The 24,396-nt window shown below is 69.0% G+C and carries 25 protein-coding genes; 8 read left to right on the top strand and 17 right to left on the bottom strand.

The genetic code is table 11. The features are described from left to right. Positions 1 to 45: 45 nt before the first annotated feature. The 3 genes from AC1DFC_RS22030 (at position 46) to AC1DFC_RS22020 (ending at position 3,581) form a co-directional block, all read left to right on the top strand. Positions 46 to 444 (top strand): tautomerase family protein, encoded by a 399-nt coding sequence (locus AC1DFC_RS22030; RefSeq protein WP_413333950.1) that lies wholly within the window; start codon positions 46 to 48, stop codon positions 442 to 444. A 45-nt stretch (positions 445 to 489) separates the two neighbouring features. Further along, positions 490 to 1,848: a tetratricopeptide repeat protein gene (locus AC1DFC_RS22025; RefSeq protein WP_413333948.1), complete on the top strand. Its 1,359-nt coding sequence runs from the start codon at positions 490 to 492 to the stop codon at positions 1,846 to 1,848. A gap of 137 nt (positions 1,849 to 1,985) precedes the next feature. Beyond that, positions 1,986 to 3,581, top strand: a complete 1,596-nt coding sequence (locus tag AC1DFC_RS22020) for an N-acyl-D-amino-acid deacylase family protein (RefSeq protein ID WP_478179994.1) — start codon at positions 1,986 to 1,988, stop codon at positions 3,579 to 3,581. A 9-nt stretch (positions 3,582 to 3,590) separates the two neighbouring features. Here AC1DFC_RS22020 and AC1DFC_RS22015 read toward each other — a convergent pair whose 3' ends face one another. Further along, positions 3,591 to 4,289: a histidine phosphatase family protein gene (locus AC1DFC_RS22015; protein WP_478179993.1), complete on the bottom strand. Its 699-nt coding sequence runs from the start codon at positions 4,287 to 4,289 to the stop codon at positions 3,591 to 3,593. Positions 4,290 to 4,330: 41 nt separating this feature from the next. Here AC1DFC_RS22015 and AC1DFC_RS22010 point away from each other — a divergent pair, with 41 nt between their 5' ends. Continuing rightward, positions 4,331 to 5,041, top strand: a complete 711-nt coding sequence (locus AC1DFC_RS22010) for an alpha/beta fold hydrolase (protein WP_007836302.1) — start codon at positions 4,331 to 4,333, stop codon at positions 5,039 to 5,041. 14 nt (positions 5,042 to 5,055) lie between these two features. On the opposite strand, the gene pcp is transcribed toward AC1DFC_RS22010, so the two are convergent. The 7 genes from pcp to AC1DFC_RS21975 form a co-directional block, all read right to left on the bottom strand. Continuing rightward, a complete protein-coding gene (gene pcp, locus AC1DFC_RS22005; RefSeq protein WP_007836304.1) occupies positions 5,056 to 5,718 on the bottom strand; it encodes a pyroglutamyl-peptidase I in 663 nt (220 codons plus the stop codon). A 25-nt stretch (positions 5,719 to 5,743) separates the two neighbouring features. Then, positions 5,744 to 6,484, bottom strand: a complete 741-nt coding sequence (pxpA, locus tag AC1DFC_RS22000; RefSeq protein ID WP_413333942.1) for a 5-oxoprolinase subunit PxpA — start codon at positions 6,482 to 6,484, stop codon at positions 5,744 to 5,746. Positions 6,485 to 6,519: 35 nt separating this feature from the next. Then, entirely contained in the window at positions 6,520 to 7,518 is a 999-nt protein-coding gene (locus tag AC1DFC_RS21995; protein WP_413333940.1) for a 5-oxoprolinase subunit C family protein, read from the bottom strand. Further along, positions 7,515 to 8,162, bottom strand: a complete 648-nt coding sequence (gene pxpB / locus AC1DFC_RS21990; RefSeq protein WP_413333984.1) for a 5-oxoprolinase subunit PxpB — start codon at positions 8,160 to 8,162, stop codon at positions 7,515 to 7,517. Before pxpB ends, AC1DFC_RS21995 begins: the two co-directional genes overlap by 4 nt. Before the next feature lie 113 nt (positions 8,163 to 8,275). Next, complete coding sequence (gene coaD, locus AC1DFC_RS21985) at positions 8,276 to 8,779, bottom strand: pantetheine-phosphate adenylyltransferase (protein WP_007836315.1); 504 nt, start codon at positions 8,777 to 8,779, stop codon at positions 8,276 to 8,278. Between the two features lie 43 nt (positions 8,780 to 8,822). Continuing rightward, positions 8,823 to 9,476, bottom strand: coding sequence for an RsmD family RNA methyltransferase (locus AC1DFC_RS21980; RefSeq protein WP_413333938.1), 654 nt, complete (start codon positions 9,474 to 9,476; stop codon positions 8,823 to 8,825). Between the two features lie 34 nt (positions 9,477 to 9,510). After that, positions 9,511 to 10,146 (bottom strand): LysE/ArgO family amino acid transporter, encoded by a 636-nt coding sequence (locus tag AC1DFC_RS21975; protein WP_007836318.1) that lies wholly within the window; start codon positions 10,144 to 10,146, stop codon positions 9,511 to 9,513. 75 nt (positions 10,147 to 10,221) lie between these two features. On the opposite strand from AC1DFC_RS21975, the gene AC1DFC_RS21970 reads away from it, so the two are divergent. Continuing rightward, positions 10,222 to 11,136: a LysR family transcriptional regulator ArgP gene (locus tag AC1DFC_RS21970; RefSeq protein ID WP_413333935.1), complete on the top strand. Its 915-nt coding sequence runs from the start codon at positions 10,222 to 10,224 to the stop codon at positions 11,134 to 11,136. Between the two features lie 10 nt (positions 11,137 to 11,146). Here AC1DFC_RS21970 and AC1DFC_RS21965 read toward each other — a convergent pair whose 3' ends face one another. Together AC1DFC_RS21965 and AC1DFC_RS21960 are read right to left on the bottom strand one after the other, a co-directional pair. After that, a complete protein-coding gene (locus AC1DFC_RS21965) occupies positions 11,147 to 12,517 on the bottom strand; it encodes a M16 family metallopeptidase (RefSeq protein WP_413333933.1) in 1,371 nt (456 codons plus the stop codon). Positions 12,518 to 12,535: 18 nt separating this feature from the next. Beyond that, the gene (locus AC1DFC_RS21960; RefSeq protein ID WP_413333930.1) at positions 12,536 to 13,975 is read right to left on the bottom strand and encodes a M16 family metallopeptidase; all 1,440 of its coding nucleotides are present in this window, start codon (positions 13,973 to 13,975) and stop codon (positions 12,536 to 12,538) included. 29 nt (positions 13,976 to 14,004) lie between these two features. Here AC1DFC_RS21960 and ftsY point away from each other — a divergent pair, with 29 nt between their 5' ends. Continuing rightward, positions 14,005 to 15,213: a signal recognition particle-docking protein FtsY gene (gene ftsY / locus AC1DFC_RS21955; RefSeq protein ID WP_413333928.1), complete on the top strand. Its 1,209-nt coding sequence runs from the start codon at positions 14,005 to 14,007 to the stop codon at positions 15,211 to 15,213. Positions 15,214 to 15,300: 87 nt separating this feature from the next. Here the strand turns inward: ftsY and AC1DFC_RS21950 are convergent, their stop codons facing one another. The 3 genes from AC1DFC_RS21950 to AC1DFC_RS21940 all read right to left on the bottom strand — a co-directional run bounded on the left by AC1DFC_RS21950 (position 15,301) and on the right by AC1DFC_RS21940 (position 19,062). Next, the gene (locus AC1DFC_RS21950; RefSeq protein WP_478179992.1) at positions 15,301 to 16,341 is read right to left on the bottom strand and encodes a hypothetical protein; all 1,041 of its coding nucleotides are present in this window, start codon (positions 16,339 to 16,341) and stop codon (positions 15,301 to 15,303) included. A 169-nt stretch (positions 16,342 to 16,510) separates the two neighbouring features. Beyond that, positions 16,511 to 18,340, bottom strand: a complete 1,830-nt coding sequence (locus AC1DFC_RS21945; protein WP_413333924.1) for an ATP-binding response regulator — start codon at positions 18,338 to 18,340, stop codon at positions 16,511 to 16,513. Positions 18,341 to 18,342: 2 nt separating this feature from the next. Then, the gene (locus tag AC1DFC_RS21940) at positions 18,343 to 19,062 is read right to left on the bottom strand and encodes a response regulator transcription factor (protein WP_007836328.1); all 720 of its coding nucleotides are present in this window, start codon (positions 19,060 to 19,062) and stop codon (positions 18,343 to 18,345) included. 181 nt (positions 19,063 to 19,243) lie between these two features. Between AC1DFC_RS21940 and AC1DFC_RS21935 the strand changes: the two genes are divergently transcribed. Both AC1DFC_RS21935 and rpoH read left to right on the top strand, forming a co-directional pair. Then, entirely contained in the window at positions 19,244 to 19,708 is a 465-nt protein-coding gene (locus AC1DFC_RS21935) for an Mpo1 family 2-hydroxy fatty acid dioxygenase (protein WP_007836331.1), read from the top strand. Between the two features lie 97 nt (positions 19,709 to 19,805). Then, positions 19,806 to 20,747, top strand: coding sequence for an RNA polymerase sigma factor RpoH (gene rpoH, locus AC1DFC_RS21930; RefSeq protein ID WP_007836332.1), 942 nt, complete (start codon positions 19,806 to 19,808; stop codon positions 20,745 to 20,747). 43 nt (positions 20,748 to 20,790) lie between these two features. On the opposite strand, the gene AC1DFC_RS21925 is transcribed toward rpoH, so the two are convergent. From AC1DFC_RS21925 to AC1DFC_RS21910, 4 genes are read right to left on the bottom strand one after another with little or no spacing between them, the layout of a single operon-like run. Next, positions 20,791 to 21,618, bottom strand: a complete 828-nt coding sequence (locus AC1DFC_RS21925; RefSeq protein ID WP_237726142.1) for a DNA alkylation repair protein — start codon at positions 21,616 to 21,618, stop codon at positions 20,791 to 20,793. 10 nt (positions 21,619 to 21,628) lie between these two features. Further along, positions 21,629 to 22,246, bottom strand: a complete 618-nt coding sequence (locus AC1DFC_RS21920) for an SCO family protein (RefSeq protein WP_007836335.1) — start codon at positions 22,244 to 22,246, stop codon at positions 21,629 to 21,631. A gap of 10 nt (positions 22,247 to 22,256) precedes the next feature. After that, positions 22,257 to 23,162 (bottom strand): heme o synthase, encoded by a 906-nt coding sequence (cyoE, locus tag AC1DFC_RS21915; RefSeq protein WP_478179991.1) that lies wholly within the window; start codon positions 23,160 to 23,162, stop codon positions 22,257 to 22,259. Then, positions 23,159 to 24,379: a COX15/CtaA family protein gene (locus tag AC1DFC_RS21910; RefSeq protein WP_007836346.1), complete on the bottom strand. Its 1,221-nt coding sequence runs from the start codon at positions 24,377 to 24,379 to the stop codon at positions 23,159 to 23,161. The genes cyoE and AC1DFC_RS21910 overlap by 4 nt, the downstream gene beginning before the upstream one ends. Positions 24,380 to 24,396 lie beyond the last annotated feature (17 nt).

Genomic DNA, 24,396 nt, shown 5'->3' with positions numbered 1-24,396 from the left:
CCCACAATCACCCCATCGACAACCCATCCATCCAAGGAGCCAGTCATGCCCCACATCGTCGTCCACCTCTCCGGCCAACCCGACGCCGACCTCACCCGCAAGACCGTCGACGCCCTCGCCGAGCTCACCCAGAGCGTGCTGGGCAAGCAATTGCCAGTGATCGCCATCACCGTGCAGTACATCGCCGCCGACGCCTGGTTCATCGGCGGCCAGTCTTTGGCCTCGCTCGGCAAGTCTGCGTTCCACCTCGACATCAGCGTCACCGACGAGACCAACACCAAGGCCGAGAAGGCGCGCTACCTGCGCGAGGTGCATGCGGCCATGGCGAAGATCCGGCCGGACCTGCACGAGGTGTCGTACATCCACGTGATCGATGCACGCGGCGCGGCCTACGGCTACGGCGGCAAGACGCAGGAGTACCGCCACCAGCAGGCCGGCGTCTGACGACGGATCGTTGAAGCATCGCCGGGGGCATGGCACGATGCCGCCATGCCCCCCGGAAAAACGCTCGCCGACAGCCTCGGCAACCCGCTCACCCTCGACGACCCCGCCAGCCTGCCGCTGGTCGACGACTTCGTCATGGGCTTCATCTCGACAGAGGCTCGCGCCGTCAACCTGATCGCGGTGGCCGGCACCGATGCGAGCCCCATCGTGCAGGCGTACTGCGCGACGCTGTACCTTTTCGCCGAATCGCGTGAGGCCGTCGCCAACGCCCGGCCCTTTCTCGACAAGGCCCGCGCCGGCGCCGCGCGCGCCACCCCGCGCGAGCAGCGATACATCGCGTCCGTCGAAGCCTGGGCCGACGGTGACATCGCCCGCGCCATCGCGCTGCACGCCGAGCAGGCCCGCGAGCATCCGCGCGACCTGGTGTCGGTCAAGCTCGGCCAGTACCACTGCTTCAACACTGGCGACTGCCCAGGCATGCTGCGGCTCGCGCTCGCGGTGCTGCCGCACGCGGCCGACGTGCCCTATGTGCACGGCATGGCGGCCTTCGGCTACGAGCAGTGCCACCTGCTGCGCGAGGCCGAGGCCAGTGCCCGCCATGCCATCGCCATGTGCCGCAAGGAGCCGTGGGCGCACCATGCGCTGGCGCACGTGATGCTCACCGAAGGCCGGCTCGCCGAGGGGCTGGCGTTCATGCAGGGCGTGAGCGACACGTGGAGCGGGCTCAACTCGTTCATGGTCACGCACAACTGGTGGCATGTGGCGCTGTTCCTGATCGACCTGGGCCGCGATGCCGAGGCGCTCGCGGTGTACGACGAGCACGCCTGGGGCGTGGTCAAGGACTACTCGCAGGACCAGATCGGCGCCGTCTCGCTGCTCGCGCGGCTCGAGCTCGCGGGCATCGACGTGGGCGCGCGCTGGAACGACGTGGCGGGCTACCTGCGGCAGCGCCAAGCCGACCACGTGCTGCCCTTTCTCGACCTGCAGTACCTCTACGGCCTCGCGCGCGCCGGCAGGCCCGAGGCCGATGTACTGCTGCGCAACATCGAGGCCTTCGCCCCGGCGGCGCCGGTGTCGACGCGCGCCGCCTGGCAGCGCGTCTGCGTGCCGGCCGCGCACGCGCTGGTGGCGCATGCGCGCGGCGACCTGCCTGCGGCCATCGAAGGGCTGGGCACTGCCCTGCCGCGCATGATCGAGATCGGCGGCAGCCACGCGCAGCGCGACCTGTTCGAGCAGGTGTATCTCGATGCGCTGGTGCGCAGCGGCACGGAGGCTTCACTGTCCGCTGCCCAGGGCATCCTGCAGCAGCAGCTCAATGGCCAGCCCGAGTCGCTGCGCCTGCGCCGGCAGACGGCGGCGGTGTACGAGCGCCTCGGCCTCGGGCAGCTTGCGACGCACGCCTGAGCGCATCTGCGAGCACTGCCCGGCAGCCATGCCTTCAGGTCATGGGGCATGGTGCAAAAGGAATTGGCGATGGCCCGGAGGCGGCTCCTAAACTGGCCGCTCCCTATCGACAAGAAGCCTTCAAGGCACCATCGCCCATGCGCAAGTCTCTCGTCACGCTGGCCGCGCTCTCAGCCCTCGCACCCTTCGCACCCACCCTGCATGCCGCCGACGGAACGCCCGTCGCGCTGGACCTGCTGCTGCGCGGCGGCACCGTCTACACGGGCGACTCCGACACGCCGGTGGTGGGCGATGTCGGCATCGCGGGCGATCGCATCGTGTTCGCGGGCAAGGCGGCGCCGGCGCAGTTCACGGCCAGGCGCGTCATCGATGCCACGGGCATGGTGGTGGCGCCGGGCTTCATCGACGCCCACACGCATGCGGATGCCGACCTGCACTCGAACGATCCGAAGAAGCGGCTGAACATCCCGTTCATCACGCAGGGCGTGACCACCGCGGTGATCGGCAACGATGGCTTCGGCGGCTTCGACATCGCGGCGCAGGCGCAGAAGCTGCGCGCCACGCCGGTAGGCACCAACGTGGCCATGTACGTGGGCTTCGGCCCGGTGCGCATGAGCGAGTTGGGCGAGGCCAACCGGGCACCGACGTCCGAGCAGCTCGAGGCGATGAAGAAGCGTGTGAGCCAGGGCATGTGCGAAGGCGCCCTTGGCCTTTCGACCGGGCTCTTCTACACGCCGCAGAACTTCTCGAAGACCGAGGAGGTCATCGAGCTCGCGAAGGTGGCGGCGCGGCACGGCGGCCTGTACGACAGCCACATCCGCGACGAGTCCATGTACAACATCGGCCTCAAGGGCTCCATCGACGAGGCGATCCGCATCGGCCACGAGGCGAAGCTGCCGGTGCACGTGGCGCACATCAAGGCGCTGGGCGTCGACGTGCAGGGCCAGAGCGGCGACATCATCAAGCGCATCGAGAAGGAACGCGCGGGCGGACTGGACATCACGGCCGACCACTATCCGTGGACCGCGTCGAGCACGCGCTTCTCGGCCGCGCTGCTGCCGCCCTGGGCCAACGAGGGCGGCCGTGCGGCGACGCTGCAGCGCTTCGACGACGCCTCGCAGCAGGAGCGCCTGCGCAAGGACATGCGCGAGAACCTGCGGCTGCGCGGCGGCCCCGAGGCCATCCTGTTCTCGGCCGGCAGCACGAAGTACGTGGGCAAGACGCTGGCCGACGTGGCCAAGGCATCGAACGCCGATCCAGTGGAAGCCGCCATCGCGGTGCTGCGCGACGGCGACCTGATGATCGCCTCGTTCAACCAGAGCGACGACGACGTGCGCGCCTTCATGAAGCGGCCCTGGGTCATGACCTCGTCCGACTCGTCGCTGGGCCATCCGCGCGCCTACGGCACCTTCGCGCGCAAGTACGAGCAGTACGTGGTGAAGGAGCACACGATCTCGCTGGCGCAGTTCATCCGCAGCAGCTCTTCGCTCACGGCCGACACGCTGGGGCTGAAGCAGCGCGGGCACCTGCGCCCTGGCTACTACGCGGACGTGGTGGTGTTCGACCCGGCGCGCTATGCGGCGAAAGCCACCTACACGCAGCCTGCGCTGCTGTCGGAGGGCGTCAGCACGGTGCTGGTGAACGGCCAGCTCGCCGTCGATGACGGCAAGCCCACGGGCGTGGGCGCTGGCCAGCCGCTGCTGCGCATGCCGAAGGCCGGCAGCTGTAGCTGAGGGCTCTCCTCAGTCCTTGTCCTTCAGGTGCCGCGTCTGGTCGTAGGTCGGCTGCGCCGGCAGGTCGGCCAGGTGCCGCGTGTCGGCCCATTCCACGATCTCGATCGCCTCGGGCTCGGCCGGATCGGCGATGCGGATGCGGTTGAAGCCCGCGTTGGGAATGTCGCTGCGGCGCGGCCCGCTCAGGCTCAGGCCCCTGGCGGTGCGCCACACCATGTCGAGCACGCCGCCATGCGTGACGACGATCAGGTGCTGTCCCCTGTGCGCGGCGGCGATGCCGCCCAGCGCCGCGATGATGCGCGCGTGGAACTCGCGCGCCGTCTCGCCCTCGGGCATGGCGTGGTCCTCGCGGAACTCCAGCCATTCTTCCCAGGCGCGCGGATGCAGGTTCTGGATTTCGTCGGAGCGCATGCCTTCGACCACGCCGAAGAACTGCTCGCGCAGCGCCGCCGAGGTCACCACCGGCAGCGACAGCTGCGACGCGGCGGGCGCGGCAGTCTGCTGCGCACGCATCAGGTCGCTGCTGATGATGTGCTGCACCGCGCTCTCGCCGGCCAGGCGCAGGCCGATGCGGCGCGCCTGTTCATGGCCAATGTCGTTGAGCGGGACATCCGCGTGCCCCTGGAAGCGCAGTTCGCGATTCCAGGCGGTTTCGCCATGGCGGATGAGGATCAGGTCGGTGGTGGTGTCGGGCTTGGGCGTTGGCATCGGCGTCCATTTTCCACCGCATTCGCGCAGAATCTCTCTCCATGCCCAATCTCATCCTGCTGCCCGGTCTCGCCTGCGACGAGCGCATCTGGGAAGCCCAGTTGCTCGCACTTCCCCCCGCCTTCGGCGCTCGCGTGAGCGACGCCCAGCGGCACCACGACACCATCGAGGGCATGGCCGCCGCCGTGCTGCGCGACAACGACGGACCGCTGGTGCTGTGCGGCGCCTCGATGGGCGGCATGGTCGCCATGGAAGCGGCCCGCCAGGCGCCCGGGCGCATCGCGGGGCTCGCGCTGCTCGGCACCAGCGCGCGGCCCGAGACGCCCGACATGTCCAGGCTGCGCGCAGGCGCCATCGAATACTTCGAGCGCGGCGAGGTGCGCGACGTGATCGAGCCGAACGTCTACTTCGCCTTCCACCCCGCGCAGGCGGCCGATCAGGTGCTGGTGCAGCGCTATCTCGACATCGTGCTCGGCGCGGGCGCGCAGCAGCTCATCAGCCAGAACCGCGCGGTGATGCGCCGGCCCGATGCGCGGCTGCATCTTGCGTCTGTGCGCGTGCCGGTGCTGCTGGTGTGCGGCGACGATGACCGGCTCGCACCGCCCGAGTGCACGCGCGAGATGGCGGCGCTGCTGCCGCAGGCACAAGTCGCGTGGGTGCCTGACTGCGGCCACATGCTGACGATGGAAAAGCCCAAGTTCGTCAACGCCGCGCTCAACGGCTGGTTGGCGAAGCACTTCCCGGGCACCTGAGCCGCCTCGGCGGTTCAGTGCAACTGGCCGCCGGTTTCGGCGATGTCGCGCTTCACCGCGAGCGCGGTGCTCACGGCGATGCGCAGGGCCGCGATCATCGTTTCCAGCGACATGCTCGGCGCCCCCGGAAAGCGCGCCGCCTGCTCGGGCAGGTACGGAATGTGGATGAAGCCGCCGCGCAGCCCCGGCATCGGGTGCATTGCGATGCGGTGCATCAGGCCGTAGAAGATGTGGTTGCAGACGAAGGTGCCGGCGCTGTTCGACACCGAGGCCGGTACGCCGGCCGCGCGCAGTTCGCGCACCATGGCCTTGATCGGCAGCGTCGAGAAGTATGCCGCGGGCGCCCCGGGCACCACGGGCGAGTCGACGGGTTCGCGGCCCTTGTTGTCGGCCACGCGGGCATCGTCGATGTTGATGGCGATGCGCTCCGGCGTCACCTCCGCGCGCCCGCCGGCCTGGCCGACGCACAGCACCAGCTGCGGCTGGAGTTCGTCCATCGCGCTGGCGAGTGCGTCGATGGCCTCGCCGAACACGCAGGGCATCTGGCGCGCATGCACCGTCGCGCGGCCGACCTTCCAGCCGTCGAGCACGCGCACGGCTTCCCACGAGGGGTTGATGGCTTCCCGCTCGAACGGATCGAAACCGGTCAGCAGGACATCGATGGGCTTCGCTGCCACGGCCTGGCGCTCGCGTCCGCGGCCGTCAGGCCAGCGCCCGGACGGCGATGCCTTCCTGCTTCAGCCGTTCGCGGATGCGGCTCGCGAAGGCCAGCGCGTGGGCGCCGTCGCCATGCAGGCAGACGGTCTGCGCATTGACTGGCACGATGCTGCCGTCGATGGCGGTCACCCGGCGGTCGCGCACCAGCGAGAGCGTCTGCGCGATCGACTGCTCCTCGCTCTCGATCAGCGCGCCGGGCTGGCTGCGCGGCACGAGGCTGCCGTCGGGCATGTAGCCGCGGTCGGCGAACACTTCCTCCACGGGCACGAGACCGGCGCGGCGGGCCGCGTCGATCATGTTGCTGCCCGCGAGGCCGAAGAACCTGAGCGATGGATCGAAGCGGCGCACGGCCTCGCACAGCGCCTCGGCGAGCTCGGGCTCCTTCACGGCCTGGTTGTAGAGCTGGCCGTGGGCCTTCACATGCGAGAGCCTGCCGCCCTCGGCCTTCACGATGGCCGCCAGCGCGCCCACCTGGTAGAGCACGTTGGCCACGATCTCCTCGGGCGGCAGGTGCATGGTGCTGCGGCCGAAGTTCTCGCGGTCGGGGAAGCTCGGGTGCGCGCCGATGGCCACGCCGTTGCGCATCGCCCAGCGCACGCACTGCTGCATGGTCTTCGCGTCGCCTGCGTGCCAGCCGCAGGCGATGTTGGCGGAACTCACGAGCGCGAGCAGTGCTTCGTCGTTGCCGGCGCCTTCGCCGAGGTCGGCATTGAGGTCGATTTGCATGGTGGGCTTCCTCTTTTCGCGATTTCCCGCGAAGTCTATGTCGCGCTCGGCCAGCCTGCAGCGGCCAGACCCTGTGCCACCTGCGACAGGTAGCGCTGCTGCGCGGCCCATGCAGCCAGCGCCCTCGGCTGGTCGACCTGCACGAGGCGCAGTTGGCCGTTGAGCGGCGCCTGCGCGAGCTTCCAGAGGTCGGCGCGGATGACCACGCCGATGCGCGGATAGCCGCCTGTGGTCTGCGCATCGCCCATCAGGATGATCGGCTGGCCCGAGGGCGGCACCTGGATCGTGCCGGGAATCACGCCCGACGAGAGCATGTCGCCGCTGTGTTTGCGCTTGAGTTCGGCACCCGCGAGCCGACTGCCCATGCGGTTGCTCTGCGGCGTGATGCGCCAGCGCTCGCCCCACAGCAGCTCGCGCGCGGCCGGCGTGAACAGCTCGAACTCGGGACCGGGCAGCACGCGCAGGACGATGGCACCGTCGTCTTCGTCGGGGCCCCAGTCGGGACCACGCAGGCCGAAGGCACGGCGTTCGCGTTGTGCCGCATCGAGAGAGGAGGCACCCGTCGGGAGCCGGTCGCCCTTGCGCAGCGCACGGCCTTCGAGGCCGCCGAAGCCGGCCTTGAGGTCGGTGCTGCGCGAGCCGAGGACCGGGGGCACGTTGATGCCGCCCGCCACCGCGAGCCAGCTGCGCAGGCCGGTCTTCTTGACGCCGGGCGCGTTGGCACCGGCGAGCCTGAGTGTCTGGCCGGCCGCGACCGGCACGCTCCAGCAGGGCCACAGCGGCACGCCGTCGAGGCTGGCGCCGAAGCCGTCACCGGTGAGGGCGATGCGCGTGGCGGCTTCGAACTGCAGCTCGCAGGCGCCCATCGTGAGTTCGAGGCCCGCCGCACCGTCGGCATTGCCGACGAGCCGGTTGGCCAGCGTGAGCGACAGCATGTCGAGCGCGCCGCCCGGGCAGATGCCCAGCTGGCGATGGCCGTGCCGGCCCAGGTCCTGCACCGAGGCAAGTACGCCGGGCTTGCGTACGGCGATCATGCCTGCACGCTTTCTGCAACGAAGCGCACGCGATCGCCAGGGCGCAGCAAGGTGGGCGGTTCGGCCGCCGGATCGAACAGCTCCAGCGGGGTGCGGCCGATCAGCTGCCAGCCGCCCGGCGACACCAGCGGATAGATGCCGGTCTGCTCGCCGCCGATGCCGACCGAGCGCGCGGGCACGGCGGTGCGCGGCTCGGCCCGGCGCGGCGTGGCCAGTTCGGGCGGCAACCCGCCCATGAAGGCAAAGCCTGGCAGGAAGCCCAGCAGGTAGACGACGTACTCGGCGCCGCTGTGCCGCCGCACCACCTCGGCCGGCGTGAGGCCGGTGTGAGCCGCGACGTCGGCAAGGTCCGGCCCGTGCTCGCCGCCGTAGGCCACCGGGATCTCGACCAGCCGGCCTTCGACGGCACGGCTCGGCAGCCTGGGCCAGGCTTCGAGCACCTGCGCGGTGAGCGTGTCGAGATCGATCACCGTCGGGTCGAATGTGAGCGTGAGGTTGTTCATGCCCGGCAGCGTTTCGCCGACGCCCGGCCATTGCTGCGCCTGCCGGGCCAGCGCCCAGATGCGCTGCTGCTGCACCAGCGTGGCCGGCGCGGGCAGCTCGCACAGCAGCGCTGCATCGCCCAGCAGATGCAGGCGGGGCAAGGGGATGTCGCTCACCTCACGCCGGCCCGCAGTTCAGGCTGGACTTTTCGCGGAACACCGTGGAACCGGCTTTGCCGGGCCACCGGTGTTGCCCCCGGCGAGTGGGGGAGAGCCTATTCACGGCCGAGGCTGCGGACCTTGGCCGCCAGTTGCTGCCCCACATTGGGGGAGACGAACTTGTGGACTTCACCGCCGAGCATGGCGATTTCGCGCACGAAGGTGCTGGAGATGAACTGGTACTTGTCGCTGGGCGTCAGGAACACGGTCTCGACGTCGGGCATCAGCGAGCGGTTCATGCCCGCGAGCTGGAACTCGTAGTCGAAGTCGGTCACGGCACGCAGGCCGCGCACCATGGCCTTGCCGCCGCGCGCCACGACGAAGTCGCGCAGCAGGCCCGAGAAGCTCTCGACGGTGACCTGGTCGCTGTAGGGCTTCACGGCATCGCGGGCCATGTCCATGCGTTCGGAGAGCGTGAACAGCGCCTTCTTGTGGTGGCCCGCGGCGACCGCGACGATCACCTTGGAGAAGAGCTGGGTTGCGCGCCGCACCACGTCCTCGTGACCGAGGGTGATGGGATCGAAAGTGCCGGGGTAAACCGCGATCACGTTGCTGGCCATGGTTGCTTCTTCCTCATGCTGCCGGTGCGGCTTGTCCGGCGGATTATGCAGTCCTATCCGCCGCGCGCCGCAGCAGATGGGCGTGAACGGCGCCGGCCTTGAGGTAACGAAAACCGACAAGGCCGAAGGCGGCAAGTTCTTCGTCGCTCCAGCGGCGCGGCGCTTCGAGGTACACCGAGCCGCCGTCACGCAGCGAGCGCGCGGCGGCGCGCAGCGCCGGCTCGTAGAGCGCCGTGCTGTCGAATGGCGGATCGAGGAACACGGCATCGAGGCTGCCGGCCGGCACCCGTTCGAGCGCGGTCACCCCGCTGCCGCGCTCGATGCGCACGGCCTCGGCGGCCAGCTTGGTCTTCGTGGCCTGCAACTGGGCGGCCAGTGCGGCGTCCTGCTCGCACAGCAGCACGTTCGCGGCGCCGCGCGAGGCGGCCTCGAAGCCAAGCGCCCCGGTGCCCGCGAAGGCGTCGACGCACTGCCAGCCGGGCAGTTCGCCGCCACCGGCGCCGGCCAGGCTTGCGAGCCAGTTGAACAGCGTTTCGCGCACGCGGTCGGGCGTGGGGCGCAGGCCGGGCTTGTCGGCCACGGCGAGGCGGGTGCGCTTCCATTCGCCGCCGATGATGCGCACTTCGCTGGGCCGCGACGGACGCTTGGGTGCAGCAGGTGCGGAAGGACGTTTGGCGGGGGCGGCTTTCTGGGGCATGCGGCGAGCTTAACGCCGCCGTCCGGGCACCTTCTCAGATGCCAGCCAGTGCGCGCCGCGCCAGCATGGCCGCCAGCACGAGCATGGTTCCGCCCACGAGTGCGTCGAGCATCCGCCAGGCGCGCGGACGTGCGAACACCGGCGCGAGAAGCCTTGCGCCGAAGCCCAGCGAGGTGAACCACAATGCACTTGCCGTGGCCGCACCCGCCACGAACCACAGCCTGAGCAGCCCCGCGTACTGCGCCCCCGCGCTGCCCACGAGCAGCACCGTGTCGAGATAGACATGCGGGTTCAACAGCGTGAAGCCGGCCGCCTGCGCCACCACGGCCGCGCGCGACAGCGAAACGCCCCCCGCCGTGGCCTGCAGCGCGGCGGACCGGCGCGAACGCCAGAGCGCCTTCAGTCCGTAGCCGCAAAGAAACGCCGCGCCGAGCCCCGCGAGCACCGTGGCCAGCATCGGCCGCCCCTGCAGTGCCTGCGCCATGCCGGTCACCCCCGCGCCGATCAACACCGCGTCGCTGGCCGCACAGAACAGCACCACCGCGCCCACGTGCTCGCGACGCAAGCCCTGGCGCAGCACATAGGCGTTCTGCGCGCCGATGGCGACGATGAGGACCAGGCTCATGAAGAGCCCATTGGCGAAGGCGGTGGTGGTGTGTACGGCTTGCATGCTTCGAGCTTGCCGCTGGATGCAAGTTAACTCAAACTAAACTTTCTAACGCAAGTTCAGTTTCTCTTCATCACTATGCTCGACTACGCCGCCCTGAACGCCCTTGCCGCCGTCGTGCGCGAAGGCAGCTTCGAACGCGCCGCCCGCGCCCTGAACGTCACGCCCTCGGCGGTGTCGCAGCGCATCAAACAGCTGGAGGAACGCACCGGCGGCGCGCTGCTGGTGCGCGGCCAGCCCTGCGTCGCAACGCAGGCCGGGCTGCAGCTGTGCCGGCATGTCGAACGCGTGGGCATGCTGGAGCACGAGCTGCGCGATGCCCTGCCTGCCCTCGGCATGGCCGGCGACAAGGCGGGCGGCGAGCGCGTCACGGTGCGGGTGGCCGTCAACGCCGACAGCCTTGCGACCTGGTTCATGGCGGCTGCCGCGGCCTTCGCCGCGCAGGAGCCGGCCGCGCTGCTCGACCTCACGGTGGACGACCAGGACCACACGGCCGAACGGCTGCGCAGCGGCGCGGTGCTCGCGGCCGTCACCGCGCTGGCCCAGCCGGTGGCGGGCTGCAACAGCGAGGCGCTCGGCACGATGCACTACGTGGCGGCGGCCAGCCCCGCGTTCGTGCGCGAGTATTTCGCCAAGGGCGTGGGCGCCCGCACGCTGGCGAGCGCGCCGAGCCTGGTGTTCGACCGCAAGGACAGGCTGCAGGCACGCTGGGTGCGCCGCATCTGCCACCGCAACGTGGAGACGCCGCGCCACTGGATTCCCTCGCCCAATGCCTTCGTCGAGGCGGCGTGTGCGGGCATGGGCTGGGGCATGCATCCGGCCAGCATGGTGGCCGATGCCATTCGCGAGGGAAAACTGGTGGAGCTGGTGCCCGGCTCGACGCTGCCGGTGCCGCTCTACTGGCAACAGGCGCGCGCAGTGCCGCGGCTGCTCGAAAGGCTGGGAGCGGCGGTGCGCGCAGCCGCCCGCCGCGGCCCGCACGCCCTGGCGTGACCGGCTACGGCTACGGCTGCGCCTTGGCGGTCTTGGCGTCCTTGCCGCCCACCACCACCGTCACCATGCGCTCGGGCTGCAGCTTGCGCTGGAAGGCCGCCTTGACGTCGGCCGCCGTGACCGCGTTCATGCGCGCGGTCCAGGTGTCGAGATAGTCAAGCGGGAGGTCGTGCCAGGAGATGTTGGCGACGTTGCCGATGAGCTTGCGGTTGCTGTCCAGCAGCAGCGGAAAACCGCCGATCAGGTTGTCCTTCGCAGCCTTGAGTTCGCTGGCGGTCGGGCCCTCGGCCACGAACCTGGCGACCACTTCGCGCGACATCTTCACCGCCTCCTCGGCCTGGTCGGGCCGGGTCTGGAAGCCGACGCGGAAGGCGCCCGCATCGAGCCCCGGCGCGAAGCCGCTGTAGATGCTGTAGGTCAGGCCGCGCTTCTCGCGCACCTCGTTCATCAGGCGCGAGACAAAACCGCCGCCGCCGAGCACGTAGTTGCCCAGCGTGAGGGCGAAGTGGTCCGGGTCCTTGCGCGGATAGCCGGGCTGGCCGACGAAGACGTGGGCCTGGGCCGAGTCGAAGGGAATGCGCTCGTCCTTCGGCGCCGCCAGCGCGGCCACCGGCGCGATGGCCGGCAGCGGTGTGCAGGACTCTGACGCCTGGAGCCGCGACAGCAGCGTGGTCGCCAGCGTTTCGGCTTCGACGCGCGTGACGGCGCCCACGATGCTGAGCTTGGCGCGGCACGGCACGATGAGCTGCTGGTAGCGCTGGCGCATGGCGGCGATGTCGATGCGCGCCAGTGTCTCTTCCGTCACTTCCTGCCCGTAGGGATGTACGCCGTACACCGCGTGCGCGAAGGCGCGGCCCGCAATGGTCGCGGGCTTGGTGTTGGCTTCCTTGATGGCCGCGTTGATGCGTTCGCGTTCGCGCTGCCAAACGTCGTCCGGAAAGGCAGGTTCGCCGATCTCGCGCGACGCCAGCGCGACCGCCTTGTTCAGCAGCGCGGGATCGGACAGCGTGCGCAGCGAGTAGCTGGTGCGGTCGGTGCCCGCGCTCACGTCGAAGCTGGCGCCCAGATCGGCCCAGGCTTCGCCCAGCGCGTTCTGGTCGAGCGCCGGTTCGCCGACCTTGCCGGCGCGCACGCCCTTCTCCACCATGGTCGCGGTGGCGCTGGCCAGGCCGGCCTGCGCCGCGGGGTCGCGGCGGCTGCCGGCGTCGAAATCGACCTGCATGTCGACGATCGGCAGCGCGTTGGTCGACACGAGGTAGATCTTCGCGCCGTTGGCCAGCGTCCATTGCTGGATGGGCAGCGCGGCCCGCGCGCTGGTGATGCCCATGAGGGCCGCGCCTGCGAACAGGGCGCATTGCGCGATCTTCTTGAGAGTTTTCATGGAATCGGGACCTGTCTTTCAGCGCATTTCGCCTGCGGGCGCCGCGAAGCCGCGGCCACGTGGCTTGGCTTCGGGCGGCAGGGGGCGCAGCGTGGCGACCGTGAGCTGGTCGTCGCCGAAATACTTGGCGGCCACCGCCTGCACCTGGGCAGCCGTGACGGATTGCAGCCGGGCGACGATGCGCTCGCTCGCGTCGAGCGGCAGGCCCTGGATCCAGTTGCTGCCGAGTTCGCGCGCCTGGGCCATCACCGAGTCGCGCTTGTAGGTCTCGCTCGCCACCCACTGGGTCTTGACGCGGGCCAGCTCGGCTTCGCCCACGCCGTCCCTGGCGACGCGCGCGACCTGCGCGCGCAGTGCGGCTTCGACCGTCTCGGCGCTCTTGCCGGCGGCCGGCACGCCGTCGAGCATGAAGAGCTGCGGGCCGCGGCCGATGAATCCCGAATAGGCACCCGCCGAATCGGCGACACGGTCGGGGCCTTGGGTCAGGGCGCGGTCGAGCCGGGCGCCGGCGTAGCCGTCGAGCACGGCCGACAGCACCACCAGCGCCCAGGCATCGCTGTTCGCGTCGATGTTGGCGAGCTGCGGTATGCGAAAGGCCAGCGACACATACGCCTGCTCGGCCGGTGCCTTCAGTTCGATGCGGCGGATGCCGCGCTGCGCCGGCTCGGTGCGCGGCTTGCGCACTGGCACGGCGCGAGAGGGAATGCGGCCGTAGTACTTCTCGGCCATGGCGCGCACCTGGGCCACGTCGACATCGCCAGCCACCACGAGCACGGCGTTGGCGGGCACGTACCAGCGCTTGAGGAAGGCGCGTGCGTCCTCGGGCGTCATGGCGTCGAGGTCGCTCATCCAGCCGACCACGGGGCGGTGGTAAGGCGAGGCGGTGAAGACGGCGGCGTTCTGCTGCTCGCCGAGCAGCGCGCGCGGCTGGTCTTCGGTGCGCAGGCGGCGCTCTTCCTTGACGACCTCGATCTCGCGCTTGAACTCGTCGTCGGGCCACTGGTTGTTGGCGAAGCGGTCCGATTCGAGCTTCATCACCTGCTCGAGGCTGCCGACCGGGATCTGCTGGTAGTAGCCGGTGTAGTCGCGGGTGGTGAAGGCGTTTTCCTGGCCACCGAGGGCCGCCACGCGGCGCGAGAACTCGCCGGGCTTGATGTCCTTGGTGCCCTTGAACATCATGTGTTCGAGCGCATGCGCCACGCCCGAGGTGCCGTCGACCTCGTCCATCGAGCCCACGCGGACCCATACCATCTGCACCGCCGTGGGCGAGCGCCGGTCGGGCTGGACGATCAGCGTCATGCCGTTGGCAAGCGTGAGTTGCCGGGGGCCGGGCGCGGCTGCTGCTGCGGCGGCGGGAGTCGAATCAGTCTGGGCCTGCGCAGGCATGGCCCATGGCGCCAGAAGCGCCATCGCCAGCACCGCACCAGACGCAGCACGGCGTGGCGGGAGGTGTTTCATAGAATGGGTCGGATTGTAAAAAGCTCCCGATGTTCAGTTTCTTCAAGAAAAAACCGCCTGCCGAGACCCCCGATACGCCGGCTGCCAACCCGCCGGCCGCGCCGGCGCCCGCCCCGGAGCCCGCACCGGCACGCTCCGTGTTCTCGCCTTCGAGCTGGTTTGGTTCGAAGCCGGCGGCTGAAGAAGCGCCTCCTGCGCCCCCGCCTGCAACGCCACCCGTGCCGTCCCCGGCGCCTGCGCCCATTGCCGCGCCGCCGGTCGCGGCGGCGCCCGTACCGGTCCCCGCACCCGCACCGACTCCTGCGCCAGCGCCAGCGATCGAAGCCGCCGTCGCCACCGAGCGCAAGGGCTGGTTCGACAAGCTCAAGACCGGCCTGCGCAAGACCGGCACTGGCATCCAGGCCGTGTTCGTCAACGCGCAGATCGACGACGCGCTGTACGAAGAGCTCGAATCCGCCCTGCTGATGGCCGACACCGGCGTGAAGGCGACCGAGTACCTGCTCGACGACCTGCGCGGCCGCGTCAAGCGCCAGATGGCCACCGACGCGGCGCAGGTCAAGGTGCTGCTGGCCGAGGCCATCGCCGACCTGCTCCGTCCGCTCGAGAAACCACTGGTCATCGGCCGGTTCACGCCCACCGTCATCATGGTGGCCGGCGTCAACGGCGCGGGCAAGACCACCTCCATCGGCAAGCTCACCAAGCACCTGGCCGACGAAGGCGCCTCGGTGCTGCTGGCCGCGGCCGACACGTTCAGGGCGGCGGCGCGCGAGCAGCTGCTGGTCTGGGCCGACCGCAACACGGTCGAGATCGTCAGCAACGAGGGCGGCGACCCGTCGGCCGTGAGCTTCGATGCGGTGAACGCCGGCAAGGCGCGCGGCAAGGACGTGGTGCTCGTCGACACGGCCGGCCGGCTGCCGACGCAGCTGCACCTGATGGACGAGCTCAAGAAGATCAAGCGCGTCGTCACCAAGGCCGACGCCACGGCGCCGCACGAGGTGCTGCTCGTGATCGACGGCAACACCGGGCAGAACGCGCTCGCACAGGTCAAGGCCTTCGACGAGACACTGGGCCTGACTGGCCTCGTCGTGACCAAGCTCGATGGCACTGCGAAGGGCGGCGTGCTGTGCGCCATTGCGCGCGAACGGCCGATTCCGGTTTATTTCATCGGCGTGGGCGAGAAGCTCGAAGACCTCGAGACCTTCAACGCCCGCGAATTCGCGCAGGCGCTTCTCGGATAGAAAGGAAAAAGCGGCCCCTGCTTGCGCCGGGGCCGCTTTCGCTTTCTATTTTTTCTCTCCCTTGCTCCCTGACCGGCTGCTGGAGGTTCAGAGGCCGAACAGCGACACCGGAACGCACAGCGAGCCGGTTGCGCAGTTGAGCGGCTTGAAATAAAGCGTCTTGATCGCGCCGCTGGGCAGCCCGATGCCGCCGACCAGCCCGCCGCCCTTGGCGCCTTCGGTGTTGGCCTGCTGAATGAAGGCCGTGCTGCCGGGCTGGGGTTCCAGCGTGTAGAAGCTGAAGGTGGCCGACTGCGACAAGTCCTTCGCGTAGATCACGCCCCCGCCGTCGCCGAACAGGTACTCGGTGCGAGAGCGGAAGCCGCGCCCACCGCGCTCGTTGAGCTGGGCGAGGTAGGCGGTGTCGTTGCCGGCGATGTCGCCGATCTCGTAGGCATAGGTGGCGCCGGCGGCCGCATTCCTCTCGTAGATCGACACGGCACTGGGATCGCCCACGAGGAACGCGGGCGCCACGTTGTAGAAGCCCTCCGCGCCCTGCCCGTTGGCCTGGGCCAGGAACCCCGCCTTGTTCGCGGACAGCGGCTCGATCCGGTAGCTGAAGACGCCCGGCGCGCCGTTGTTCTTCCGATAAATGTAGAACTGGTCGCCGTTGATGATGTATGAACCCACCCACTGAAAACCGCGCGCGCCGACTTCATTGGCCTGGGTCAGGAAGGCGGCGTTGTTCGCTGTGATCGGATGGAGCTCGTAGCTGTAGGTGGTGTCGGCGTCGCGCACGTAGCCCTCGACCTGTTCGGCGGTGGTTGGGCTGGTCGTGAAGGCGAAGCCGCTCAGGAAGCGGAAACCGCGTGCGCCCTGCGCATTGAGGTTGGCGGCGAATGCCCCGCGGTCGCCTGCCAGCGGCAGTGCCTCATACATGAAGGTGCGCGTGGCCGGCACGGGAGCCGGCGCTGGCGGCGCGGGAGGCGGTGGTGCCGCAGGCGCAGGCGGTGGCGGGGGTGGCGTGCCGCCGTCACCGGGCGGCAGCGGAAATCCGCCGCCACCGCCACCGCCTCCACCACCACCGCATGCGACCAGGGCAAGTGTGCCCGCCACTGCAAGCGCGACCGCCGCTCGTTTGAATTTCATTGAAGAACCTCCGCTGTCGATTGTTCGAATTGCACCGCTGCGGCCGGGATTGGCATGCCGCAAGGGGACTCCATCGAAGGTAGGGCGAGAGGTTGACTCTCGCCAGTGCCGAAAGTCATTGCATTCGCGGGTCAGGTGCGCGAAGCGGCCTCAGTGCATGGCGATGGATTCAGGCGTCAGGGCGCAGCGGCTGCTTCGCCGTGACGAGCTCCGCCATGGCCTGGAGCAGCGATGCTGCGACCACCGGCTTGAACAAGACCGGCACCCTCGATTCGCGCACCCGCTGCAGCCGATCGGGCGAGGTTTCTCCTGTGATCAGCAGCAGCGGCACTCCGGCGCTGCCGCCCTGCCCCTGGCTCAATCGCAGGCCCGCGTCGAGCCCATCTGCACCGTCGGCCAGGCGGTAGTCGCACAGCAGGAGATCGAAGGGACGGCGCTCGCCGATCGCCTGCCGCAGGGCGGCGGCAGCGCCAGCCTCGTCCGCCACGGCATGGGCGTCGATGGCATGGGAACGCAGCAGGCCGGTCATGGCTTCGCGGATTTCGAGTTCGTCGTCCAGCAGCAGCACGCGGCTGGGCAGGACCGGCGCGGGGCTGCTGCGCTTCTCGGTGGTCGCTCCGGTCATGGCGGCCGGTGCCGGCACCCCTGCCACCGCGCGCTCCGCCGCACTCACGGCCGGCACCACCACGCGAAAGTGCGTGCCCCGCCCCAGCCGCGAACGCATCTGCACCGGATGCCGGAGCAGCAGCGACAGCCGCTGCACGATCGACAGCCCAATGCCGAGCCCCCGCGAGCGGTCGCGGCCCGGATTGTTGATCTGATAGAACTCCTCGAAGATCCGGCCGGACTGCTCGGGCGCGATGCCGATGCCGCTGTCGCGCACCTCGATCCACACCGCGTCGCCGCGCTCGCGGGCCGTGACGGTCACGCCGCCCCGTGCGGTGTACTTGAGCGCGTTGTCCATCAGGTTCGACAGCATGCGATGCAGCAGCTGCGGGTCGCTGTGCACCCACAGGCCGCTGGCGCGCACGCGCAGCTGCAGCTGCTTCTGTTCGGCCCGTGCCGCAAAGGTGTGATTGAGCGGCAGGAACAGCGCGTCGAGCTGCACCGGCTGCGGCACGGGCGTGATCACACCGGCGTCGAGGCGCGAGACGTCGAGCATGGTGTCGAGCGAAGCGCCCAGCGCGTTCACCGCGCGCATCAGGCGCTCGGCGTTGCGGCTTTCGGGGCGGCCGCGCAATTCGTTCTCGAGTGCGGCGCCGAACAGCGCGATGGCGTGCAGCGGCTGGCGCAGGTCATGGCTGGCGGCGCCGAGAAAGCGCGTTTTTTCTTCGCTCGCACGCTCGGTCGCGGCGATCTGCTCGCCGAGCCGCGCGGCCAGCGCCTCGTTCTCGAAGCGCAGCATGAGCGATTCGGTCAGGAGCTTGTGCTGGCCGATGCCCGCGCGCAGCGTCAGCAGCAGGTAGGCCGCGCCGGCCGCAGCCAGGAAAAGATGCAGGCCGTCGCCCTGCCACGCCAGCGCTGTGAGCAGGCCCAGCGACATGGGCAGCGTGTAGCCGAACAGCGCGGCCTTCAGCGGCCACAGCGACTGTGCGGCGCGAGAGCAACTGCCGACGACGACGGCCATCAGCAGCGAGGTCATCGGCAGGTTGTCGTACGGGACGATGAGCCAGGGCACCACCGCCGTGACCATGCTGACGAGTGTGACCATGCGCGAAATCTTGCGGGCCCAGTACGCGCTTTCGCGCGCGGGGCGCGAGGGGTTCCATCGTGGCGTGAAGAAGACGTAGACATCGACCATCAGCAGACCGGCCAGCCAGAACAGCAGGTTCGGGTTCTTCAGCTGCGAATAGATGATGGCGCCGAACACCACCACGAAGGCCATGTGGGTCAGCGTAGAAGTGCGGTAGGTGTCGTAGACCGAGGCGACGTGCTCGCGCAGCACGCGCTGGGCGAGAGCGTGGTCGGGGGGCGGGTCGTTCGGCGCGACGGGCTGCACGCTTAATGCAGGGTGCTGATCAACTGGGCGCGGGAACGCATGCCGAACAGCAGCAGGATGGTGGAGACATGGTTCTTCACCGTGCCCTCGCTCAGGTTTGCGAGCTGTGCGATTTCCTTGTTGGCCTTGCCTTCGAGCACCCATTGCAGCACCTGCATCTGCCGCGGCGTGAGCTCCCGCCAGGCGCTGGCGTGCGCGAATTCCGCATAACCGGCGAGCGATTTGGGCATTGGCGGGGGCGGCAGTTCCGCCGCGTCGGGCGAAGCTGGATCGAGCAGGCCACAGGCGCGGATGAAGCTCACCACCTCCTTCAGGTCGGCCGACTTCGGCAGGAAGGCGGCGGCGCCCAGCGCGAGCACGCCCTGCGCCAGCGCGCTGCTGCCGGTGCCCGAGAGCACCACGATGCGCGCGGCCGGAAAGCGCCGGCGGAACTCCGCCAGCCCGCTCAGGCCGTGCGTGTCGGGCAACGCGAGATCGAGCAGCACCAGGCCGATGGAGGCCTGGTGGGTTTCGTACAGCGCGATCGCATCGGCAGCGTTGGCAGCCTCGAAGACTTCGATGCTCGCGCCGGACGAGGCAGCCTGCGCCTGCACCAGCGCGCAGACGCCCAGACGCAGCAGGTCGTGGTCGTCCACGACAAGGATCGCCCCGGGTGCACGGGTGGAGGCGCCGGCCTCCGCGGCCGGTGACAGAGATGCGGATGGAGAGTCGAAGGACGGCACGTGCCGATCTTAGCGACGGGGCCTTTTGGCGACAGTGCACAAAGTCACGGCGTGCACGGCAGCCGTTGTCCTTGGCGCTACATTTTTTATAGCAATTTCATGGCGGGCGCCTTGCCATCGGGCTTTGCCGTGGGCACCATCGAATATCTCGCCGCATCCCACGGCGTCCCGGAGACCCGCCATGACGCACACCGCCGCCGCCCCCCTTGGATCGAGCGACCGCAAGGTCGACCGGCTGCTCGCCCATTACGAGGAGAGCCACCGCCATCCGACCAACGAACTGATCCATTTCGTGGCCATCCCGGCCATCATGCTGAGCATCGTCGGCTTGCTGTTCGCGCTCCATCCCTGGGTGGCCTACGGTTTCGTGGCCGCCAGCCTCGTCTACTACGCCTTGCTGCGCTCGCCGGCCTTCCTGCTGGCCATGCTCGCCCTGACCGCACTGGCCTTGGCGCTGGTGCATGCGATGGGCGGACTTGCATTGCCGATTTCAGCCGCTATCTTTGTGGTGGCCTGGATCTTCCAGTTCGTGGGCCACAAGATCGAGGGCAAGAAACCTTCGTTCTTCGAAGACCTCCAATATCTCTGGGTCGGACCGTTGTTCGTGCTGTCCAAGCTTTTCCTAAAGCTGGGGGTACGCTGGTAGCCCTGGTCTATCACGACGATAGAAATTCAAGGGAACCCTTGGTTTAGCACTCCCTCTAATCGAGTGCTAATATGGCCCACACAAAGGAGTTTCCCTGATGACAACGCTGTCTGGAGTCTCTGCCAACCAGCTGGCCGTCGCCAACCCATGGTCGATGGTTCCCCCGCTGGGCAACCTGGACGCCTACATTTCGGCCGCCAACCGCCTGCCGCTGCTCACGCTTGAAGAAGAGCAGGGCTTCGCACGCAAGCTGCGCGACCACAACGACCTCGAATCCGCCGGCGCGCTGGTGCTGTCGCATCTGCGCCTCGTGGTGTCCATTTCCCGCCAGTACCTGGGCTACGGGYTGCCGCACGGCGACCTGATCCAGGAAGGCAACGTCGGCCTCATGAAGGCCGTGAAGCGCTTCGACCCCGACCAGGGCGTCCGGCTCGTGAGCTACGCCATGCACTGGATCAAGGCCGAGATCCACGAGTACATCCTGAAGAACTGGCGCATGGTCAAGGTCGCGACGACCAAGGCCCAGCGCAAGCTGTTCTTCAACCTGCGCTCGATGAAGCAAGGCTTCAAGGCCGACTCGGCCGCGGCCGACAACGGCACGCACCGCGAGACGCTGAGCCCCGACGAGGTGTCGCAGATGGCGACCCGGCTGAACGTCAAGCCCGAGGAAGTGCTCGAGATGGAAACCCGCCTGTCGGGCGGCGACGTCATGCTCGATCCGGGCCCCTCCGACGACGGCGACGAAGCCTTCGGCCCGATCGCCTATTTGGCCGACGCCACGCAGGAACCCACCGCACTGCTCGAATCGCAGCAGCGCGACCGCCTGTCGAGCGACGGCATCGCCACCGCACTCGAAGCGCTGGACGACCGCAGCCGCCGCATCGTGGAAGAGCGCTGGCTCAAGGTCAACGACGACGGCTCGGGCGGCATGACGCTGCACGACCTGGCCGCGGTGTACGGCGTGAGTGCCGAGCGCATCCGCCAGATCGAGGTCGCGGCCATGAAGAAGATGAAGAAGGCGCTCGCGGACTACGCGTAAGCCTTGTCCCTTCAGAAGAAAGCCCGGCATTCCCGGGCTTTCTTCATTTGGAGAGCGTTCGCAGCGCCCGCTTCGCGATGTAGCGGGTTTCGGCCGTGTCCGACTCTGCCACCCACCGCGCGCAGAGCTTGTCGACCCACTCGCCCTGGCTCTTGCTTGCGTCGTTGAGCCAGTTGGCGACCGAGTTCTGCACGTAGCGGCTGGAGTCGGCGCGCAGCGGCTCGATCAGCGGCAAGGCCCGCCACGGCTCGGTCTTGAGCGCATCGATCTGCGCGCACCACACGCCGCGCGGCCGCGTGAGTTCGCTCGCAAAGCGGCGGATGTTGGGGTCGGCATCGGAGACCCACGGCTGCAGCAGCGCAAGCGCTTCGTCGAGCGACGCGATGACCTCGTCGCGCACCGCCATCCAGGCGATCTCGCGCACGCCGAAATGCGGATCGGCGGCGAAGCGGCGCACCGCCTCCAGCTGCGCCGCCAGCGGCAGGCCCGACAACGCGACCCATTGCGCGGCCCAGCAGCGGGCCACGTCGCTCGCGTGCGTGGCCAGCCGGTGCGCGACAGCGTCACGCTCGCCGTGCAGTGCCGCCATGTCGTAGAGCGCACGCGCGATGTGCCCGTGCCGCTGCATGGGCTTGAAAGCGCTCAGCATCGCGAGTGTGTCGACCAGCCGCTCGCCCTGCGCGTCGAGCCCGATGTGCCCCGCCACGCTGCGCGCCAGCCGGGGCAGCTCCAGCGCCATGAATTCGTTGAGGTTGACGGTTTCGAGCAGCCCGTCGTTGAGTGCGCTGAGCACCTCGGGCGGGATCAGCGCGATGCGGAAGGCGCCCTTGCGCCCTTTCAGGTGCTCGACCGAGTCCACGGCGGCCAACAAGCGGTCTTCCTCAGGAAGCCAGCAGCGTCTTCAGGTCCGACACCATCGACGGCACGCCCGCGCCATAACGCGCATAGAGCCGCAGCCGCCCCTGCGTGTCGTAGACATAGCTGGCGGCCGAGTGGTCCATCGAATAGCTGGTGGGCGTCTTGCCGTCGACCTTCTTGTAGTAGACCTTGTAGTCCTTCGCGACAGCGGCCAGCTCGTCGGGCGTGGGGATCAGCGCGACGAAGCTCGGGTCGAACGCGCCCATGTAGGCCTTGAGCACCTCTGCCGTGTCGCGCGCCGGATCGACCGTGACGAACAGCACCTGCAGCCTGTCGCCGTCCTTGCCGAGCTGCTGCTTGACCTGCGCCATCTCGGTCATGGTGGTCGGGCAGACGTCGGGGCATTGCGCATAGCCGAAGAACAGCACGACCACCTTGCCCTTGAAGTCGGCCATGGTGCGGACCTTGCCGTCGGCGTCCTTCAGCGAGAAGTCCTTGGCGTAGTCCGCGCCTGTGATGTCGACGGCGTTGAAGTTCTGCCGGGCCTCGCCGCAGCCCGCAAGGCCCAGGCCCAGGGCAGCGGCCACGCCCACCCAGCCGGCGCCCGTGGCCATCAGTCGAAGAGCGTTGCGCTTGTTCATGAAGACTTGGTCAGTGAAGGTAGTGATCGACGAGCAGCGCCAGGAACAGCACGCTCAGGTGGATCAGCGAGAAGCGGAAGGTCTTGCGCGCCAGCGCGTCGGAATAGTTGCGCCACAACGCGAACGCATAACCGGTGAAGCCGGCGCTCACCGCGACGGCCACCGCCAGGTAGAGCCAGCCGCTCATGCCGTAGATGAAGGGCATCATGCAGGCCGCGAACAGAATGAAGGTGTACAGCAGCACCTGCAGCCGCGTGAACTCGTTGCCATGCGTGACCGGCAGCATCGGCAGGCCGGCCTTGCGGTAGTCCTCCACGCGGTAGARCGCCAGCGCCCAGAAGTGTGGCGGCGTCCACAGGAAGATGATGAGGAAAAGAATCCAGGCCCCGGGGTCCAGGGAGCCCGTCATCGCGGCCCAGCCCAGCACCGGCGGCATCGCGCCCGACGCGCCGCCGATCACGATGTTCTGTGGCGTCAGCGGCTTGAGGATCACGGTGTAGATCACCGCGTAGCCGACGAAGGTGGCGAAGGTGAGCCACATGGTGAGCGGATTGACCGTGAACCACAGCAGCGCCGAACCCGCCGCGCACAGCAGCGCCGAGAAAACCAGCGCCTGCCTGTTGCTGAGTTCGCCGCGCGCCGTGGGACGCCACGCGGTGCGCTTCATCTTGGCGTCGATGCCCTTCTCGACGAGGCAATTGAACGCGGCAGCGGCACCGGCCACCAGCCAGATGCCGATGCAGGCCAGCACCGCGCGCTGCACGTCGGCCCACGAAGGCAGACCGGGGACGGCCAGCACCATGCCGATCAGCGCGCAGAACACGATCAGCTGCACCACGCGCGGCTTGGTCAGCGCGTAGAACTGGCGCAGCACGTTCGCGGTGCTGGTTTGCTGAACGGGGATCGGGGTGCTCACGCGGCGGCCTTCCTCTGGCTATTGTTGTTGGCGGACGCATTGTCACCGGCACGCACGATCAGCGCCGCGGGATCGCGCCGGCTCTCGCACAGCGCCCAGGTGAGCACCACGGCGAGCGCAGCGGCGCCGCCGGTGTGCAGCACCGCCGCGGCCAGCGGCCAGCCCAGCAGCACGTTGCCAAGACCCGTGGCGAGCTGAAGCAGCGCCAGCCCCGCGAGCCAGCGCGCCTGCGGACGCAACGCCGCGATGCGGCGCAGGTGCCATGCGAGCACGCCGAGCGCGACGAACACCGCATAGGCCATCAACCGATGCGCATAGTGGATGGCGGTGAGCGCGGAAAAATCGAGCGGCTGGCCCTCGCCGGTCACACCGAGATGGCGCCAGATCTCGAAGCCCTGCGCGAAGTTCATGGCCGGCCACCAGCTGTCCTGGCAGATGGGGAACTGCGTGCAGGCCAGCACCGCATAGTTGGTGCTGACCCAGCCGCCGAGCGCGATCTGAAGCCCCAGCAGCACGGTGGTCGCAATGAGCCCGTTGCGCAGTGCAGGCGCTACGGCGGTGGGCAGCCGCTGCGCAGCCGTCTGCCGGTAGTGCACGGCCTGGATGCAGAGCAGCGCCAGCAACACCACGGCACCGAGCAGATGCAGCGTGACGATGGCGGGGAAGAGCTTCCAAGTCACTGTGAGTGCGCCGAAGGCGCCCTGCAGGCAGACCCAAACCAGGGTAAATGCCGGCCACCACGCGCTGAGCGTGGCGTGGTGCTCGCCGTCTTTCGACGGCGGCGGCGCGCGGCGCTGGCGGCGGCGCGCGATCCAGGTGGCACCCGCGAGCGTGAGGATCAGCACGCCGACACCCGTTGCCAGATAGCGGTGGACCATCTCCACCCATGCCTTGCTGTGCGTGACGGGGCCGGTCGGCTGCGCGGCCTGCGCCATCGCGATCTCATGGCGCGCGCCGGCCGGGCTGGCGTTGCCGTAGCAGCCGGGCCAATCGGGGCAGCCCAGGCCGGAGTCGGTGAGCCGCGTGAAGGCGCCGAACAGCGTGAGATCGAAGGTGAGGAACAGCGTGAGCACGGTCAGCGCATGCAGCCGCCGCGCCGGGCCTGCACCCGCGTTGCGCCGCCAGACCCACACCAGCGGGCCAAGCGCGATCAGGACGCCCGCGGCCATGAGCCAGGCGATGGGCGTCAGATCGTAGAGCGAGGTGGTCGTGTCCATGGGCAAGTCGGAGGCGG

The organism is Variovorax sp. 10L421 (genome assembly GCF_056395365.1).
The sequence above is the reverse complement of the archived record's forward strand: the minus strand, read 5'-3'. Positions and strand labels throughout refer to the sequence as shown.